Raw genomic sequence first — 14555 nt, forward strand, 5'->3', positions numbered from 1 at the left:
ATGACCGACGCTCCGACGGCCGCGTACCGGCCCGGCCCCGTACGCCGCGCGCTTGCCGCCCTCCTCTCGCTTCTGCCGGGCCACCCACGCCGGGGCCCCGGGCAGGAAGCCGTCACACCCCACGTGGCCGAGTTCGATGCGCAGTTGCTCGCGGCCGCCGACGCAGCGGTGAGCATCGCGCGACGGGCTCTGTACGACGTCACCTGGCCCGGACTCCCGCCGGGTGAGCGCCTGGCCGCTCGCGGAGAGGTCACGGTGGAGGACGTCGCCGAGATCATGTACCTGGCCCACGGCGCCGCGTTCATCCCGCCCGCCAGGGTCGCGGCGGCACTGCGCTGCGCCTTCGAGGCACGTGCCGGGCACATCGATCTGACGACCGACGCCTACGGCCGCTGACCGCCCCGGCCAGCCACGCGGGCACCCGGGTGCCCGTCACTTCTTCGCACCCACAGGCGACGCGTAAAACTTGACCTCGCCCCCTCATTCGGGTAAATTAGTGAATGGGGGGGCGGAGCAAGCGCCACCTCGACACCGCGAACACCCCGCCGCAAGGAGTGCACCATGGCCGCCACGATGACCGCGATCACCACCCCGGCCCCGATCATCGCCGTGGAGGTCATCGATTTCGACCGAATCGAGTGCGGCCAGTGCGGCAGGCTCTCGCCCTTCCTGGACGACGCCGACGAGGGCACGGACGCAGCCCACGATGCCGGGTGGCACGTCCTGGACCTCGACGACTGCGGCTGCCCCCACCAGATGTGCCCGGACTGCGCGGACGACTGGTGCGGCATCCGGGACACCTCGCCCCGCCTTCGCGGGATGCGCGTCGTCTGACCGCTTTCCGGGGCGGCCCCCGTGGCCGCCCCGCCCGCCAGCCCGTCCCCGACAAGGAGGTACACCCATGGACCAGCGCGTGAAGCAGCGCCAGGACACGATCCGCCAGCTCCTCGACAGCGACTCGCTGACCCTGGACACGGCCAGGGCGGCGCTGCTGAGCCTCCTCGACGTCACGGCGTCGGCGCAGACCGGCCCCGACGTCACGGCGTACGGCATCGACGGCTCACTCTCCCGCGAAGTCGTCGACGCGAAGTACGAGGGACAGGAGCAGCTGGGAGACGACCTGGACGCGACCATGCTCCACGCGCTCCAGTCCGCGCAGAAGTGACTGCCACCGGAGTGATCAACCCGCCGGAGCCGCAGGGCGCCGGCGCACCTTCCGGCCGCCTTGGGGCGGCCGGTCACCTCTTCCCTGAGCCATACGCAGCCAGGCGCCCCCAGGAGTTCACCAACATGACCGATCCGATCGCACGGTTGCACGAGGTAGTCCGCACCCGGCAGGTCACCGACGAAGTATGGGTGGCCGCATGCGGCGGTCGAGAGTTCAACATCGTGAAGCGCGAGGGTTCGTGGGGCTTCGCCATCTCCAACCATGACGGCTTGTTCACCGACTTGATGTGGGCCGAGTACTACTTGGCCGAGATGTACGGCGGCATCGACTTTCACGACCGGCGCCGCATCTCTGACGCCATTTGGGGCGTCGTACTGTCGTCCGAGAACTGACCTGTGCCCTCTGTCGACGAGCGGGCCGGTGAGCCAGCTACCGGACAGCCGGCGCTCCGGCGACAGGCCACCGTATGGGACGCCTGCGCCGACCGCCCGAGCGAAGCCCGCCCCGACCGCCTGGTCCAGCACCGACCCGCCACCGCATTCGCCGCGTATAACTTGACCCTAGCCCCTCCAGTGGGTAAATTAGTGGTTGCTGGCTAGTCCAGTCCTCGATGCCCGGCCTGACACGACAAAGGATTCGACGCGATGCTCTCTGCCACAGCCCCGACCCTCAGCACGCACTCGGCCGCCTACATGGCTCTGCGACTGCCGTCCGGCACGCAGGTGCGACGGGCGGGCGAGGCCGTGAGCCGCGGCCTGTGGACGGTGCGGGACTGCACGTGCCCGGCCTGCATGCAGGCGACGATGCTGGGCGCACCCGCCTCTCACTACGAGCTGCACGCGCTCGGCCGCGCCGTCGTCCCGCTCGTGCACGTCTCGCACACCGCCGTGATCCCGGTCCTGGAGGTGGACGAGATCTTCGAGCACTGCACCGCGATCACCATGCCGTTGACGGCCACTCACCTGCGCCGCCTGCTGCGGCACGCGTTCCCGGGCGTGCGGTTCTCCGTCCGGCAGGGAAAGGGGCCGGACCGTTTCCGCCTCTCGGTGCGCTGGGCGGGCGGTCCGACCCGGGAGGCAGTGGCTGCCGTGGCCGCGCCCCTGCTCGCCGACTACGCGACGCCGGGCCGCCGTCGCCCGCGCCCGATCAGCGTGCGGCGCTTCGGCCGCACCCACACCGGGACTCCGATGGTCGACGAGATCCGGCTCGACCGCCGCTGACAGACCGACGGATCGCGGCCACCGATACGGCGGCCGCGATCCGCCCCGACGCCTGCACGGGCCACCGTCAGCGCGCCCAGTCGACACTCCCACCGACCTCCAACTAGGGGCAACGCGTAAAACTTGACTCATGCCCGCAGGTCGGGTAAATTAGTGAATGTCAGGGCGGCGGAGCAAGCGCCGCACCGGACCACCGCGAACCGCCCAGCCGAGGAGTCGAGATGACGCTCACCGCCAAGACCATCAGCACCCGCCAGGCCGCCCCCAGCACCTGCACCTGCGACGGCACCGGCATCGGCGGCCCCTTCGCCCCGGACGACGCCGACGTCCGCTGCGAGGGCTGCGGAGAGCGAGTCCAGATCAACTGCGAGGCGAGCTGCGGCCACTGCTGCCACGCCTGCCACGCCGAGATCCCCTGCTGAGCCCGGTGCCGGGCGGCCTGAGGCCGCCCGGCACCAACCGCCCCCCTGCCCTGCGCACGCGGCAGCCACGGGCCTCGGCGCTGCGGAACCCGCTGCGCCTGCCCCCCCCGCCCGGGGCACGCCGCACCACCACGACCACGGCAGACGCCGGGAAGGACCCCGCAATGACCACCACCCCGTCCGCACTGGTCGACCTGTTCGCCCTGTTCACGGACTTCGACTCCGACGCCCCGGAGCCTGAGTTCGTATGCAGCACCCGCGCATGGATCGCCGAGACGTACCGCACCGAGGACGGGCACCTTCACGTCCGGCTGATCTGCGAGCACGGGAAGGACACCCACTGGCCGCACACCCGGCTCACCCAGGTCCCGGTCGACTCGGTGTACGACACCGACCGCCGGGCCGCGACCCGGGTCGTGTGGGCACAGGGCTACAAGGCCAGGAACGGCACCCTGTGGCACGCGGAGGTGAAGGACGGCGGCCGGGTGCTGCGGCTGCTGCTGGTGCCGATGAGCGAGGAGGAGCGCGCGGCGGGACGTCCGGAGGGAGTGCCCGCGGATGCGCCGGCCCCGGCCGCGGCGGCGCCGGTTGAGCGGGTGCGGTACTTCGACGCGCCGTCCACCATGCGCCTCGGGGACCGGTGGGCGTTCGTGTCGCTGGGCAGGGCCTATGAGGTCAGGCGCGCCGGTCGCGGGCAGTGGGTCGTCACCCCGTGGGAGGGCGGCCCGAGCGTGGCCGAGGGCTCCTCCAAGGCGGCGGCCGTGGCGGCGGCGCATGAGGCGACCGGGGGTGTGTGGGACGTCGCCGAGCCCCGGGTGCGCGAGCGGGAGGGGCGGCGGGCCCGGGCTGCCGGTCAGGATGCTGGACATCACCTGCGAGCAGGTGGGGCTGTCCCTCCAGTGGGAGGCGCGGCGCGGCGGCGGGTACTGGGCCGAGCCCTGCTCCAAGTGCAACGGGTCGGGTCACATCTCCGGCTACGAGCACATCGACGGCGGCCGGTGCTGGGGACCGTGTGAGGGCCAGGGCAGCGTCGGGGCGTGGGACACGGCGGACGCGGTGGCCACGGTTCGCCGCATGGCGCGCGAGGAACGGGCGGCCGTCAACCGGCGCGCGGCGGCCGGGCTGCGCGCGGAATGGCGGTGGGGGGTGTTCGCTGGACGGTGGCCGGACGTGGCCGCGTGGATTGATGCCGCCTCGCGGGAGGGCGACAAGTTCGCGGGCGAGATGCGCACGCTCGTGCGGGCCGGGCGGGAGATGAGCGAGGGGCAGCGGGCGGTGTGCCGCCGCGCGGCCGGACGTGCCGCGCTCGCCGAGCAGGACGCCGCGCAGCGGGAGGCGGCCCGGCTGGAGCGGGTGCGCCGGTCGCGGGCAGCCGGCGCCAAGGACGAGACGGTCACCATCACGGGCGCTGTGACCAGGCTGCGCCGGTACACGTCCGGCCCGCACTGGCGGCCGGTCACCAAGATGGTCGTGGTCGTGGACGACGGTGCCGGTGTCGAGGTGGTCATGTTCACCGGCGCGGCGGCGGCGTTCGATCTGGAAGAGGGTCAGCGGGTCACTGTTCGCGGGCGGGTGAAGGACCCGGAGAACCGGGACGAGGAGTCCGGGGCGATTCAGTCCGTGATCAGCTCGCCGAAGTTCAGCGAACCGGCCGAGTAGGCGGCGAAGGCGGACTGGGGCGGGCCCTACGGTGCAGCCGCTCCTCCGTGAGGGCACGCCTCGAACCGTGACGCGTGAAACTTGACGCGACGCCGCAGCGCGGGTAAATTAGTGAATGCAGGGAGGGGGGAGCAAGCCCCTTCCCGGCCACGGCGAACCACACCGTCACGAGGAGTCGGATCTCATGAGCCGCACCGCAGCCCCCAGCGTCGCCCAGTCCTTCCCGCACCGCTGGTGCTCCCTGCTCGGCAGGATCGTGATCGCTGCGGGCCTCGTCCCCGCCCTGTTCGCCGGTGCCACCAGCGTGACACTGCTCGCGCTGACCACCATCGCGATGCTGGGCCTGCTCATGACGGGGGTTGCCCTGCGCTCCCGGCGCTGCGCGAAGGCTCACGGTCGGCCGGTGCGCGCCGCCATTGCCTTCACCACGGACGTCCTTGTCCTGCTCGTCGCTGCGGGCCTGCTCATCGGCGCACTGATCGGCGGCAACGACCCCCACATGCTCCTGACGACCGGGAAGGGCGGCATGGTCGTCGGCGGATTCATCGCCCTGTGCGCCGTCCACCACGCCGCGCACCGCCGCCCCCGCCGCCCCCGCCGCTGGTTCTGATCCTCCGCCGGGCCGGGCGGCTCTCGCCCGGCCCGGCCGCCACCGGACGGCTCTTCCACCCTCACTTTCACTGCGTACCGGAGACAGCCATGGACGCCACCAGCCCGTACCGCGACGCCGCCGACCGCGCGCGCGTCATCGCCGCCGTCGCCCGCGACCGTTTCGGACCGCCGGAGACCCTCCGCGTCCTCCGCGACATCGCGCGGCACCTGTCCGCCGCCGCCGACCACTTCGCCGCCTACACGCCCAGCGCCACCCCCGGGCTCAAGGGTCACGACCTCCCCGCCGCGGCGTCGGGCGAACTGTGGATCGCCGAAACGCTCGCCTACGATCACCCGGCAGCCCGATTCCCCATGGACTTCACCAACTACGTGAAGGCGCCGTTCACCGGCCGTATGCCGTTCCCGGACCCGCTGAACCCTCTCAGCGGCCGCTTCGCGCAGCAGGAGACGGAGCTGCGCAACCGCCTCGAACAGCTTCACGCCGACACCGCGCGGGCATCCGAGGACGTCGTCCAGTGGCTGACGGAGATCCTCACCGTCTGGCGCGATTGGATGCGCCTTGCCGACGAGGTCGGCGTCGACAACGACCGCCCCTACCACCGTCGCTGACCGCCCGGAGCCGGTGCGCCGCGCAGGCCCGCGCGGCGCACGACCCGGTGAGGGACCAGAGCGGCCGAGACCCAAATCCCGCAGCTGACCGCGCGCCTGGGCCGCCTCGCCCCGTCCCCTGCCCTTTCGACTCGCCGGAGGGGACACCACGTCCTCGAGAGGCCGCCGGCCCCGCACCCAAGGAGTGCACCTGAGCCAGGAACTGACCCCCGACGAGCGGGCCGCGATCGAGGAGCGGGCGCGGATTCCGCGCACCCGCAGGCAGTTGCGCCGCTGGCTCGCGCGGCTCGATGAGGTGGCCGACCCTGACCCGCACCGGACGTACTTGATCAAGTGCCTTCGGGCCGTGCTGACCGAGAAGGACGCGGCCAGCGCTCTGGCCGTGCCCCTGCATCCCGGGCTCCGCGTCGAGGGGTGCGCCTGGCCGGAGGCCGATCCGCAGACCCGCTTCAGCGTCCATCACACGGTCAGCGGCATGCGGGTTGTGCGGCGCGGCTACCCGCGTGCCGTTGACGCCCGGGCGGCCGCCGTGCGCCTGGCGGAGGGAGCCGACTGGCGTTTGCCCGCGCAGGAGTTCACTGTCGCTCACCACGCCGCCGTCCTCGCCGAGGAGACCCGCAACCCCACGACAGGCAACGCGTAAAACTTGACACACACACCCTTAGGTGGGTAATTTAGTGAGTAGCTCGGGGGTGACGCCCCCGACGAGCCCGCTCGACGATCCGGGAGAACGCCTTGGCCAATCCGCCCACCCGCACCTACCGCGCCGTCCTCGATGCGGAGCACACCTTCACCCGGCGGTACGAGACCGCGGCCTGGTGGACCGAGATCCTCGCGCAGCCGCAGACCGTCGAGGCGCAGCGCTCCTGGTGGAGCGGCGACTGGCACTACACCTTCCACTTCAGCGGCGTCATCACCGCCCAGTACATGCCCAGCCTCTTCGCCGGCGTCCCTGTCGGCGCCGGCCCCGACGATCGCGGGACCAACACCACGTACAGCCTGGGCTGGTCTCGCTGGGACATGGAGCACCGCATCCTCAAGGGGGAAGACAGCGCCCCGCACTGGAACATCCCCGCCCTGCGCTTCGAGGCAATCGAGGGCACCGAGGCAGTCGCATGACGGCCCCGCCGGACCAGCAGCTGCCGGAGCCCGGCTCCTGGACGTACAGCCCCGCCATGGGCCAGGTCCTGAAGGACGTAGACCACGGCCGAGACCGCGACCGGCCCACCGCGCAGATCGTCGTCGACGCGGGCGCCACGATGCCCGTGTGGTGGCCGCTGCTGCCCGATCTCTACCGGATGGCCGCTCAGGCTAGCGGGTTCGGGGGCTTCAACGTGTTCGTCCTGTCCAGCGACGGCCGGCTGCGGGGCCGCCGGCCCGCGAGCGGCACGGTGACGCTGGTGGTCAGCGACTGCATGGGACCTCAGTGGCGACCTGGTCCAGCTGGCGAACGCTGGTTCCGCACCCTACATGCGTGGGCCCGGCAGCAGTTGGTCTCCGTCGTCCAGCCGCTTCCCGAGCGCATGTGGAAGCGCACCGCGCTGCGCGGAACGGCCGGGGTGATCCATTCTCCCGCCGCGGGCGCCGCCAATGCCGCCCTGCGCTTCACGCCCTACGACCAGGCGGGCGCGGACGCCGGGGACGGCCTCCCGATGCCCGTCGTCGAGGCATGCCCGCAGTGGTTGGAGAACTGGCGCACCCTCGTCAACGGCCCCGCGGCCGAGGTCCCGGCCTACGTGGCCCCAGTGCCACCTGCGCCCGCTCTCCACCAGGGCCAGCGGAGCGACGACATGTCCGCCGAGGATCTCGTTCTGAACTTCCGCGCCACCGCGTCCCCCGAAGCGTTCCGCCTGGCCGGTCATCTGGCGGTCGGCATCACCGAGCTGGCCGTGATGCAGCGGGTCCAGGCCGCCGTCGAGCGGCAGCCGAACCCGATTCACCTCGCCGAGGTGATCACCAGCGGCATGCTCCGCGCGATCCCCGGCGCTCCCGGCCGTTACGTCTTCCGTGACGGCGTGTGTGAGCTGCTCCTGCACACTCTGACGCGCACGGCCTTCGCACGCACAGCCTCCGTGCTCATCAAAGCCGGGACCGAGCGGGCGGCAGCCCCGGAGGCCACCGTCGCGCTCGATCCGTCCCTCGCTCTCCTGAGCAGCGCAGGCCTGGAGCGGCTGCAGGCGGCCTAGCAGGCCGCCGCTCTGCAGCTGCTGGGACGCGTACGGATGTCACAGCGCCGCCAGGGCCCCGCACGAGGCCCCTCAGGATGCGTTTGTGCAGGTCAGCGGTGTCACGCTGCCTGGCGTGACAAGTCACCGTGACGCCGTCCGTGACAGGCGCCGGGCAGTCATCCGGCCGCTTGACCCGCTACGCGCACTCGTCCGTACTCACCGCGGCGAGGACCGCCGGCACCGCCGAGGACTGGCCACACAGGCGCCGGGAGGCCCGTGCCAGCGGGGACACCACGCCCGCGGCCGCCAGCGCTGCGGGTCCATCCCCCAACCTCGGCTCGACGACCGCCCCTTCCCCCGAAAGAGATCCATGACGCAGTCCGCATCGCCCCTGCCCATCACACTGACGACGGTCCTCGAGGTCGACTACGGCCCCCTGGAATGCCTCATCGCCCAGCACTACGGGCTGCCGTACAGCATTGCCGTGGCGCTCGAGGCCAAGAACGGCTCCTACTTCAAGGTGACCGTGGCCAAGACGCACCAGCACTACAACCCCGACGCGGCCCCCGGCTCCAAGTTCACCACGCGCGACGGCCTGGACCCGGAGGCCGCGGAGGCTGTCCGGGCCTGGCGCGACAGCGGCGCCCAGGAACCCGGCATCAACGAGGTGCTGCACGACCTCGCGTGCAGCAACGTGATTCCGACCGGCACCTACCTCATCCGCGTCTCCTGGTAGACAGCACCAACGCCCCTGCTGCACCCAGGCCAGCGGGACACCCAACGGCAGCCGTCCCGGTCAACTGCCGGGCCTCCTGCGCTGCTGCAGCACGGTGCTGCTCACGAAATCCTCAGGTCAGACGAGCAGCAGCAGGCGCCGCCACATCGACGGCCCGAGCTTGCCACGGCGCTTCATCTCGTCGTGCAGCACGGCCGCCGCTGCCCAAGGCGGTCGAGCGCAGCCGCCGCTGCACACGACCGCGGAAGACGCGGCGCTGCACGAGGCGGGGACGCAGCCCTTCGCGCTGCACCGCCCGCTGCAGCCGCCACACTCCCGCAGCGCCATCGATGCTCGCCCGCGGGGATCGGGGCGCGACCGCAACCGAGGACTTCACGCGCGGGGTTCGTTCGGCCGAGCGGAGGCCGGCATGCCGGTGTTGGACACGTCCCCGGACGCGCCCAATGTGTACTCGGCGACGCCAGTAGCGCGGATGTCGCCAAGCTCGTCGTGCATCGTCATCGGCCGGGGAGGAGGCGCCGACGGCGGCCGCCACTTCGCCGTGCGAGCAGCACTCCAGGGGGACGCGTAAAACTTGACCCACTTCCGCCGTGTGGGTAATTTAGTGAGTAGCCCGGGGCCCGGGGATGTCCGCTCTGCCACAGAGGGCCCCGGTCCCCATTGCTGGCGCTCTGCGCCACCCCGTTCGATGGCAAGGAGAAGCTCCTGACCCGACCGACCCCTCCGCATCGGCTGGAGTCCGCACTCCAGTACGCCGCCGGCGCAACCGTCTTCCGGCCGCGGGACCCGGACCGTACGCCCCACACGGTCATCGGCTCCCGACTCGACTCCGCTGGACGGCATCGCGTGATCGATCTGGCCCGCCCCGATGGCCAGCGCGCCTACGCCTATCCGCACGGCCTGGTCCACACGGATCCCGCGTTGCGTCCCACCGCCGAAGCAATCGCCGCGAGCGGCACCGAGTTGGTGGCCGCGGTGACCGCAGAGACGGCCGGCTGCTCGATCTGCCGTCGCGTCCTCACCTTCTGGTCCGAGGCGTCCCGATGCATCGTCGGCAAGCGACTGCTGAGCGAGCTCGGCAAGCTCCACTACTACCGGGACAACGTGCTGCCCTGGCTGGCCGGCCTCCCGGCCGACCCGGCCCGTCTCCGCGGCGGGCAGCACGTCACGGTTCACACCACCGCCGGCGAGCTGGCCGGCGTGGTCTCGGTCATCGACGACCACGGTCAATGGCACGAGCCGGGCACCGACGGCCTGGTGCTGCTGCGCCACCGCGACGGCACCCCGCCCACGCGCTATCCGGCGGCCACCGTCTTCCACCTGCCCTGACCGGGCGTGCGCCGACCAACTGCCTCTTGATGCCTGCCTCTGCGCGCCGCTGGACGGCGTCCGCGCTCCCCTATCCCCTGCCTGCCCACACGAAGGACTGCCCCATGAACTCCACTCCCAGCGCCCATCTCTGCGAGGCCGACGTGATGGCGGCCGCACTGCGGTCGCACGGCTATCCCGCGTTCCGCGGCGAGGATGGCGGCGTCTCCTTTCTCGCCGTCCCCGTCGACCCGGCAGTCCCGGCCGATGAGGTACGCACTCATGCGCACGTCCTCATCGCCTCGGGCGAGCACGCCGACCGCCCCGTGGGCCAGCACGACGAGCCCTGGAGCGCCTCCCTGTACGACGCGGACGGCGAGTTCATCGACGTCATCTACTCCGGGGAGCAGCACCTCGGCATCCAGGAGGACGCCGAGGCCTGCGCCCAGGCCGTCGTCACGCACGCTGCCTGGTGGACGGCCGGCATCACCCCCACCCCCGTCCCGGGCAACGAGCAGCGTCTGGTTGACGCCGTCCGGCGCCAGGGACTCGGCGGTTACTACGACCACGAGGACGGTGTCGTGATCGGATATCCGAGCGGGGTGCCCCAGGAACGCGCCCTGCGTGGCGAGCACCTCGTACTTCAGGTCCTCCGCGGTGGCGACGGCTGGCAGGCGGGGCTCTGCGTGACGGCGTGGGTGCCGGACGGCGGCCCCGACTTCCACGAACTGGCGCAGGTCTTCGCATCGTGCGGTCTGCCGACTCAGGCTGAGATCGACCGCGGGGCCATGGCGGCGGCCGAGTGGTTCAGCCGGCCGCGGCCGAACGCCGGAGAGGTACTTCTCGCGGCGCTCGCCGACTACGGAATCACCCCGGCCGTCTGCGACACCTCATTCGGCGTCCCCCTTGCCCTGGACGTCGACGGCGACGCCGTGTGGTCGGGCGCCCATCTGTCCGTGGCCGACCGGTCCGGGTCGACGAATCATGTACCCGCCGCGCACAAGGGATGGGCCGTCTTCCTTCACGACAGCGCAGGCGAGCCGGTCGGCGACCCGGTCTTCGCCCAGCCGGTCTCCTTCGGGCGGCAGGACTGCCTCGAGGACTCCGCGCGCGCCGCCGCGTTCATCGCGGACTACGTCACCGCCCCTCCTCCTGCCTCTCACAGCTGCTGAACAGGCACGGCCGCGCCCGCGATCCCCTACCTCCGCATCGATCAGCCGAAGCGAACAGCCGGACAGCGCCCAGGGCGTTGCTCCCCGAGCCCCGCGTCCCAAACCTCACACGACGGCGCGTAAAACTTGACGATGGCACCCGATGCGGGTAATTTAGTGATGTCGGGCGGTGCAAGCGCCCGTCTTGGCCACTTCGATCCGACCCTCATTGGGAGCCGCGCCACCGTGACGACATCTCTGACCAGCGACCGCGCAGCCCGCGACGCCCTGTCCGCTGCTCTGGCCGCGCTCCGCGCCATCGATGACAAGCCGGGCCCCGCCACCCTCATCGCCGCACGACTGGCCATCAAGGATGTGCTGTCGCACGTGCCCGAGGACGCCGAAGCCGTCACCACGGCTCTCGACGGCGCGTACATCGCCCTGCGCGACGCCAGCGTGCAGGCCGATGCCATCCAGGGCCCTGCCGCCATTGCCCTCAAGGCCTACGGCGAGAACGCCTTCGACAGCCTGGAACAGCGCGACTGGCACAACCGCCGCCTCCTGGTCGCCCTCGGCAGCATCCTTGCCGCACTCGGCCAGCACGAGCCTGCGCCCGCCTACTTCCTTACGGCTCTCGTCTGGGCCGAAGCCCTGAGCTCCGTCGCGTTCGCCATCCACACGGTGAACGAGGTCACCGGCGACCACTGGCTCACCCCGGCCGCGTTCGCGGCCAAGCTCGAAGCCGTCGCCACCGACGTCAGCGACGCAGTGCTGGACGCTGGCCGCGCCCTCTCGTACGACGCGGTCGAGGAAGCCCGCGAGGCCGTCAACGAAACCGCACGAGCCCTGGGTATCCCGCTCGTCGGCGCGCGCCGGCCCGTGGATGGCCGCACCGCCTGGTCCCGCGAGATCGACGGCATCACCTGGACGTTCACCGTTCGCAAGAACCCCGAGGGCGGCCGCGTGCTCGACGTCGTACGGCACGCGGAGGACGGTCCCGCGCCGTACCACTCCTTCCGCGTCACCCACAGGACGGACGAACTCGACCTCGTGCCCTGCGCCATCTGACCGCCCGGGCCGGGCGCGCACTGCGCGGACGCCCAGCCCATCGGGGCGTCCGCACTCGCGGGTGCTGATCGCGCGGGGAGGGCCGAGCCTCCGCGCGCCGACCCCAAGTCCCCTCTCTGCCCAGCCAGGAGCAGCCATGCCGATTCCCCGTCTTTCCCCCGGCGACCGCGTGCGCGTCGTCATCGAGGCCCAGGTCGAGCGCCACAGCCCCGGCGAACTCGAACTCGCACCCCGCACGTTCATCACCTACGAGTCCGAGGACGACCTGGTCGTCGAGCTCACCCGCGAGCTCTTCCGTCAGGGGGACGTCGCCTTCGACGGCCGGCGCTGCCTGCTGCGCACCGTCGTCGCAACGGGCGACGGCGCCGATGCCTACTGGGCGGCCCCGGACGGATCCGTCGTCCGCGACGACGAGGTCGCCCCGGAGTCCCTGCGGCTGCTCATGCGCCAGCCCTGAGCAGCCGGCCCGTGGCGCCGCCGCGAGCGGCGGCGCCACGGGCCGGCAAGCAACCACGCTCCCGCTCGGCACGGGCCTGCCGCCCGCCCCGCGCCGGGGCCTCCCGATCCAGCCCGACCTGAGCGGGGACACCAACCCGCGCCCATCTCAAGGAGAGTGAACCGAAGTGTCGCGTGAGGACGACCTGCTTCTCACTGGTTCCGTCGCATTCGACGCGCCTGTCCCGCTGAGTTCCGTCGAGGCGGAGTACAGCGAGATCCTGCGCAGCCAGCTGGCCGTGCCCACCTACGCCGGCGATGGAACCGTTCCCGCACTGACGGGTGTGGAGTTCACCGACCCCGACGCCTGGTGGGACTGCGGCGTCTGGTTCGGCATCCTGCACACGCTCGGAACCATCGCCCGGCGCCACTCGCGCACCCTGAGCGCCAACGCGTCGTTCGCCTCCGACGGACGCGGACGCGGGCACCTCCTGGTGGACGCCGGCGGACACTTCCACCTCTGCGCCGAGGGCGACGACGCCGAAAGCCACCGCACCCGGATGTGCACTTCCTGCCTGCACTGCTATCCGCCGCACGCCGACGGCACCTTCGAAGTGGCCGAGGAGAGCGAGAACGACACGGTTCGGCTCAGCGCGGCGAGCGCCGGCCCCTTCACCAACTTCCTCGTGCACTGCGACGACCACGGCGAGGTCGCCTGCCCGCCGAGCCACAAGGAGGCACTGTTCCGCCGCGAGCAGCACCTGCTCGAGCAGCACACGCCGCACCCGCTCCCCCTGGGCTCGGTGGCGGCCAGCGACGTGCTGGGCCAGGACTTTCTCAACCACATCGCCTTCGCGGCTCGCCAGCTGCGCGACGCCCGCTACTACGTCCGCCAGGAGGGCATGGGCGGGGGCGCCGTCCGCCCCCGCAACGAGGCCCGGGCCGCTGCCCGGCGCGCACTCGCCGAGCTGCCCGAGCTCCCTCCCGAGCAGCTCACCGAACTCCTGCTGCAGCTGCTGGTCGAACAGCACGCAGGCCGCTGAGGGCGCCGGATCCGGCGGGCCGCCGGCCTCTGTCCACAGGCCCGCCGGGTCAGCCTGCTGCGCGAACGGCCAGGTCACTGGCCCGGAGCAGGGAGCAGGACGTGTGCAGATCACTCGCCCAGGGCGGCCGGCGCTGCCGAGGGAGCAGTCTGGCGGTGCGCAGGGCCCGGTACGCCACCGTCACCTCCGCGGCCGCCAAGACATACCGGCAGGCCCTCGACGACGGCGAGATCGACTACGGCGGAGCCGCCTGGAGGGCTCAACAGCGCGCGCAGGACAGCGCCGACCGCGCCCGTGCCGCCGCCGAGGCCGGCGACCACGACGCCGCCGAGCGCGCAGCGCTCGACGCCAAGAACCAGATGAACCACGCGGCCCGCCTGGCCCGGCACTACTCGCAGAGCCCGCGGGCCAAGGCGGCCGACGAGCGGCGCACGAACAAGCAGATCGACAAGGCCCTACACGCCGCCAACCCGAACTACCAGCAGGGCGTTCAGGCGTACTCGATGAACTGCAGCCATGTGGCTCAGGCTTACGAGTTGCGCCGGCGCGGGATGGACGTCGAAGCGGGCCCCGACTCCACACGTGGCCGGCAGATCGGCGAACTCGGCGAAGCGTGGGGCTCGAGCTTCACCATGTGCGACAGCAGCAAGGCGGACACCGGCCGGTCCGAGGTGGAACGGGCCTTCAGCGAGCCCGGCTCCCGCGGCATGGTCGCCGTGTGGTGGAAGAGCGGAGGCGGACACGCCTTCACCGTGGAGAACGTCGGCGGAAAGGTCCGCTTCGTCGACGGGCAGCCGACACCGGCGGTGGAGGACGCCTCCCACTACTTCTCGCTCGCCAAGTCGAGTGCGTACATGCGCCTTGACGACAAGCCCACCCCCTCCAAGTCGACGCTCTCCCGCTTCATCGCGGACTAGGCCGGCCGACTTTCAGCGGGTGGACTTGACAACAACCCC

Annotated in this window: 20 protein-coding genes; all 20 read left to right on the forward strand. The window is 71.7% G+C overall.

Features of this window, described 5'->3' with window-relative positions; translation table 11 throughout:
* The 20 genes from ACWD5D_RS39735 to ACWD5D_RS39830 all read left to right on the forward strand — a co-directional run bounded on the left by ACWD5D_RS39735 (position 1) and on the right by ACWD5D_RS39830 (position 14516).
* A complete protein-coding gene (locus ACWD5D_RS39735; RefSeq protein WP_450707664.1) occupies positions 1-396 on the forward strand; it encodes a hypothetical protein in 396 nt (131 codons plus the stop codon).
* A 165-nt stretch (positions 397-561) separates the two neighbouring features.
* On the forward strand, positions 562-834 hold the full coding sequence (locus tag ACWD5D_RS39740; protein ID WP_351228559.1) for a hypothetical protein: 273 nt from the start codon (positions 562-564) through the stop codon (positions 832-834).
* Positions 835-901: 67 nt separating this feature from the next.
* Entirely contained in the window at positions 902-1165 is a 264-nt protein-coding gene (locus ACWD5D_RS39745; protein ID WP_450707663.1) for a hypothetical protein, read from the forward strand.
* Between the two features lie 125 nt (positions 1166-1290).
* Positions 1291-1560, forward strand: coding sequence for a hypothetical protein (locus tag ACWD5D_RS39750; protein ID WP_450707662.1), 270 nt, complete (start codon positions 1291-1293; stop codon positions 1558-1560).
* 252 nt (positions 1561-1812) lie between these two features.
* Positions 1813-2388, forward strand: coding sequence for an LPD29 domain-containing protein (locus ACWD5D_RS39755; RefSeq protein WP_450707661.1), 576 nt, complete (start codon positions 1813-1815; stop codon positions 2386-2388).
* 221 nt (positions 2389-2609) lie between these two features.
* Positions 2610-2810 (forward strand): hypothetical protein, encoded by a 201-nt coding sequence (locus ACWD5D_RS39760; RefSeq protein ID WP_450707660.1) that lies wholly within the window; start codon positions 2610-2612, stop codon positions 2808-2810.
* Between the two features lie 164 nt (positions 2811-2974).
* Positions 2975-3826: a hypothetical protein gene (locus tag ACWD5D_RS39765; protein ID WP_451377643.1), complete on the forward strand. Its 852-nt coding sequence runs from the start codon at positions 2975-2977 to the stop codon at positions 3824-3826.
* 58 nt (positions 3827-3884) lie between these two features.
* Positions 3885-4469, forward strand: coding sequence for a hypothetical protein (locus tag ACWD5D_RS39770; protein ID WP_451377644.1), 585 nt, complete (start codon positions 3885-3887; stop codon positions 4467-4469).
* Between the two features lie 184 nt (positions 4470-4653).
* Entirely contained in the window at positions 4654-5079 is a 426-nt protein-coding gene (locus ACWD5D_RS39775; protein ID WP_451377645.1) for a hypothetical protein, read from the forward strand.
* Between the two features lie 89 nt (positions 5080-5168).
* Complete coding sequence (locus ACWD5D_RS39780) at positions 5169-5690, forward strand: hypothetical protein (RefSeq protein ID WP_450707657.1); 522 nt, start codon at positions 5169-5171, stop codon at positions 5688-5690.
* A 184-nt stretch (positions 5691-5874) separates the two neighbouring features.
* Positions 5875-6333 (forward strand): hypothetical protein, encoded by a 459-nt coding sequence (locus tag ACWD5D_RS39785; RefSeq protein ID WP_450707656.1) that lies wholly within the window; start codon positions 5875-5877, stop codon positions 6331-6333.
* Between the two features lie 92 nt (positions 6334-6425).
* Positions 6426-6809 (forward strand): hypothetical protein, encoded by a 384-nt coding sequence (locus ACWD5D_RS39790; RefSeq protein ID WP_451377646.1) that lies wholly within the window; start codon positions 6426-6428, stop codon positions 6807-6809.
* A complete protein-coding gene (locus ACWD5D_RS39795) occupies positions 6806-7876 on the forward strand; it encodes an SAV_2336 N-terminal domain-related protein (RefSeq protein ID WP_450707654.1) in 1071 nt (356 codons plus the stop codon). The genes ACWD5D_RS39790 and ACWD5D_RS39795 overlap by 4 nt, the downstream gene beginning before the upstream one ends.
* Positions 7877-8228: 352 nt before the next feature.
* A complete protein-coding gene (locus ACWD5D_RS39800) occupies positions 8229-8594 on the forward strand; it encodes a hypothetical protein (RefSeq protein ID WP_450707653.1) in 366 nt (121 codons plus the stop codon).
* An 846-nt stretch (positions 8595-9440) separates the two neighbouring features.
* Positions 9441-9923, forward strand: coding sequence for a hypothetical protein (locus ACWD5D_RS39805; protein WP_451377647.1), 483 nt, complete (start codon positions 9441-9443; stop codon positions 9921-9923).
* 104 nt (positions 9924-10027) lie between these two features.
* Positions 10028-11074: a hypothetical protein gene (locus ACWD5D_RS39810; RefSeq protein WP_450707651.1), complete on the forward strand. Its 1047-nt coding sequence runs from the start codon at positions 10028-10030 to the stop codon at positions 11072-11074.
* Between the two features lie 225 nt (positions 11075-11299).
* Complete coding sequence (locus ACWD5D_RS39815; RefSeq protein ID WP_450707650.1) at positions 11300-12121, forward strand: hypothetical protein; 822 nt, start codon at positions 11300-11302, stop codon at positions 12119-12121.
* 136 nt (positions 12122-12257) lie between these two features.
* Positions 12258-12578 (forward strand): hypothetical protein, encoded by a 321-nt coding sequence (locus ACWD5D_RS39820; RefSeq protein WP_450707649.1) that lies wholly within the window; start codon positions 12258-12260, stop codon positions 12576-12578.
* A 166-nt stretch (positions 12579-12744) separates the two neighbouring features.
* Entirely contained in the window at positions 12745-13599 is an 855-nt protein-coding gene (locus ACWD5D_RS39825) for a hypothetical protein (protein WP_450707275.1), read from the forward strand.
* Between the two features lie 101 nt (positions 13600-13700).
* Positions 13701-14516: a toxin glutamine deamidase domain-containing protein gene (locus ACWD5D_RS39830; RefSeq protein ID WP_450707276.1), complete on the forward strand. Its 816-nt coding sequence runs from the start codon at positions 13701-13703 to the stop codon at positions 14514-14516.
* The last annotated feature ends 39 nt before the right edge of the window (positions 14517-14555 follow it).

This window comes from Streptomyces sp. NPDC002520 (assembly GCF_053595235.1).

Bases quoted from the DNA above. Each gene is read 5' to 3' on its own strand.
- ACWD5D_RS39760 (WP_450707660.1), top strand. From the start codon at position 2,610: ATGACGCTCACCGCCAAGACCATCAGCACCCGCCAGGCCGCCCCCAGC.
- ACWD5D_RS39765 (WP_451377643.1), top strand. From the start codon at position 2,975: ATGACCACCACCCCGTCCGCACTGGTCGACCTGTTCGCCCTGTTCACG.
- ACWD5D_RS39775 (WP_451377645.1), top strand. From the start codon at position 4,654: ATGAGCCGCACCGCAGCCCCCAGCGTCGCCCAGTCCTTCCCGCACCGC.
- ACWD5D_RS39755 (WP_450707661.1), top strand. From the start codon at position 1,813: ATGCTCTCTGCCACAGCCCCGACCCTCAGCACGCACTCGGCCGCCTAC.
- ACWD5D_RS39820 (WP_450707649.1), top strand. From the start codon at position 12,258: ATGCCGATTCCCCGTCTTTCCCCCGGCGACCGCGTGCGCGTCGTCATC.
- ACWD5D_RS39770 (WP_451377644.1), top strand. From the start codon at position 3,885: ATGGCGCGCGAGGAACGGGCGGCCGTCAACCGGCGCGCGGCGGCCGGG.
- ACWD5D_RS39745 (WP_450707663.1), top strand. From the start codon at position 902: ATGGACCAGCGCGTGAAGCAGCGCCAGGACACGATCCGCCAGCTCCTC.
- ACWD5D_RS39800 (WP_450707653.1), top strand. From the start codon at position 8,229: ATGACGCAGTCCGCATCGCCCCTGCCCATCACACTGACGACGGTCCTC.
- ACWD5D_RS39780 (WP_450707657.1), top strand. From the start codon at position 5,169: ATGGACGCCACCAGCCCGTACCGCGACGCCGCCGACCGCGCGCGCGTC.
- ACWD5D_RS39750 (WP_450707662.1), top strand. From the start codon at position 1,291: ATGACCGATCCGATCGCACGGTTGCACGAGGTAGTCCGCACCCGGCAG.
- ACWD5D_RS39735 (WP_450707664.1), top strand. From the start codon at position 1: ATGACCGACGCTCCGACGGCCGCGTACCGGCCCGGCCCCGTACGCCGC.
- ACWD5D_RS39740 (WP_351228559.1), top strand. From the start codon at position 562: ATGGCCGCCACGATGACCGCGATCACCACCCCGGCCCCGATCATCGCC.
- ACWD5D_RS39810 (WP_450707651.1), top strand. From the start codon at position 10,028: ATGAACTCCACTCCCAGCGCCCATCTCTGCGAGGCCGACGTGATGGCG.
- ACWD5D_RS39795 (WP_450707654.1), top strand. From the start codon at position 6,806: ATGACGGCCCCGCCGGACCAGCAGCTGCCGGAGCCCGGCTCCTGGACG.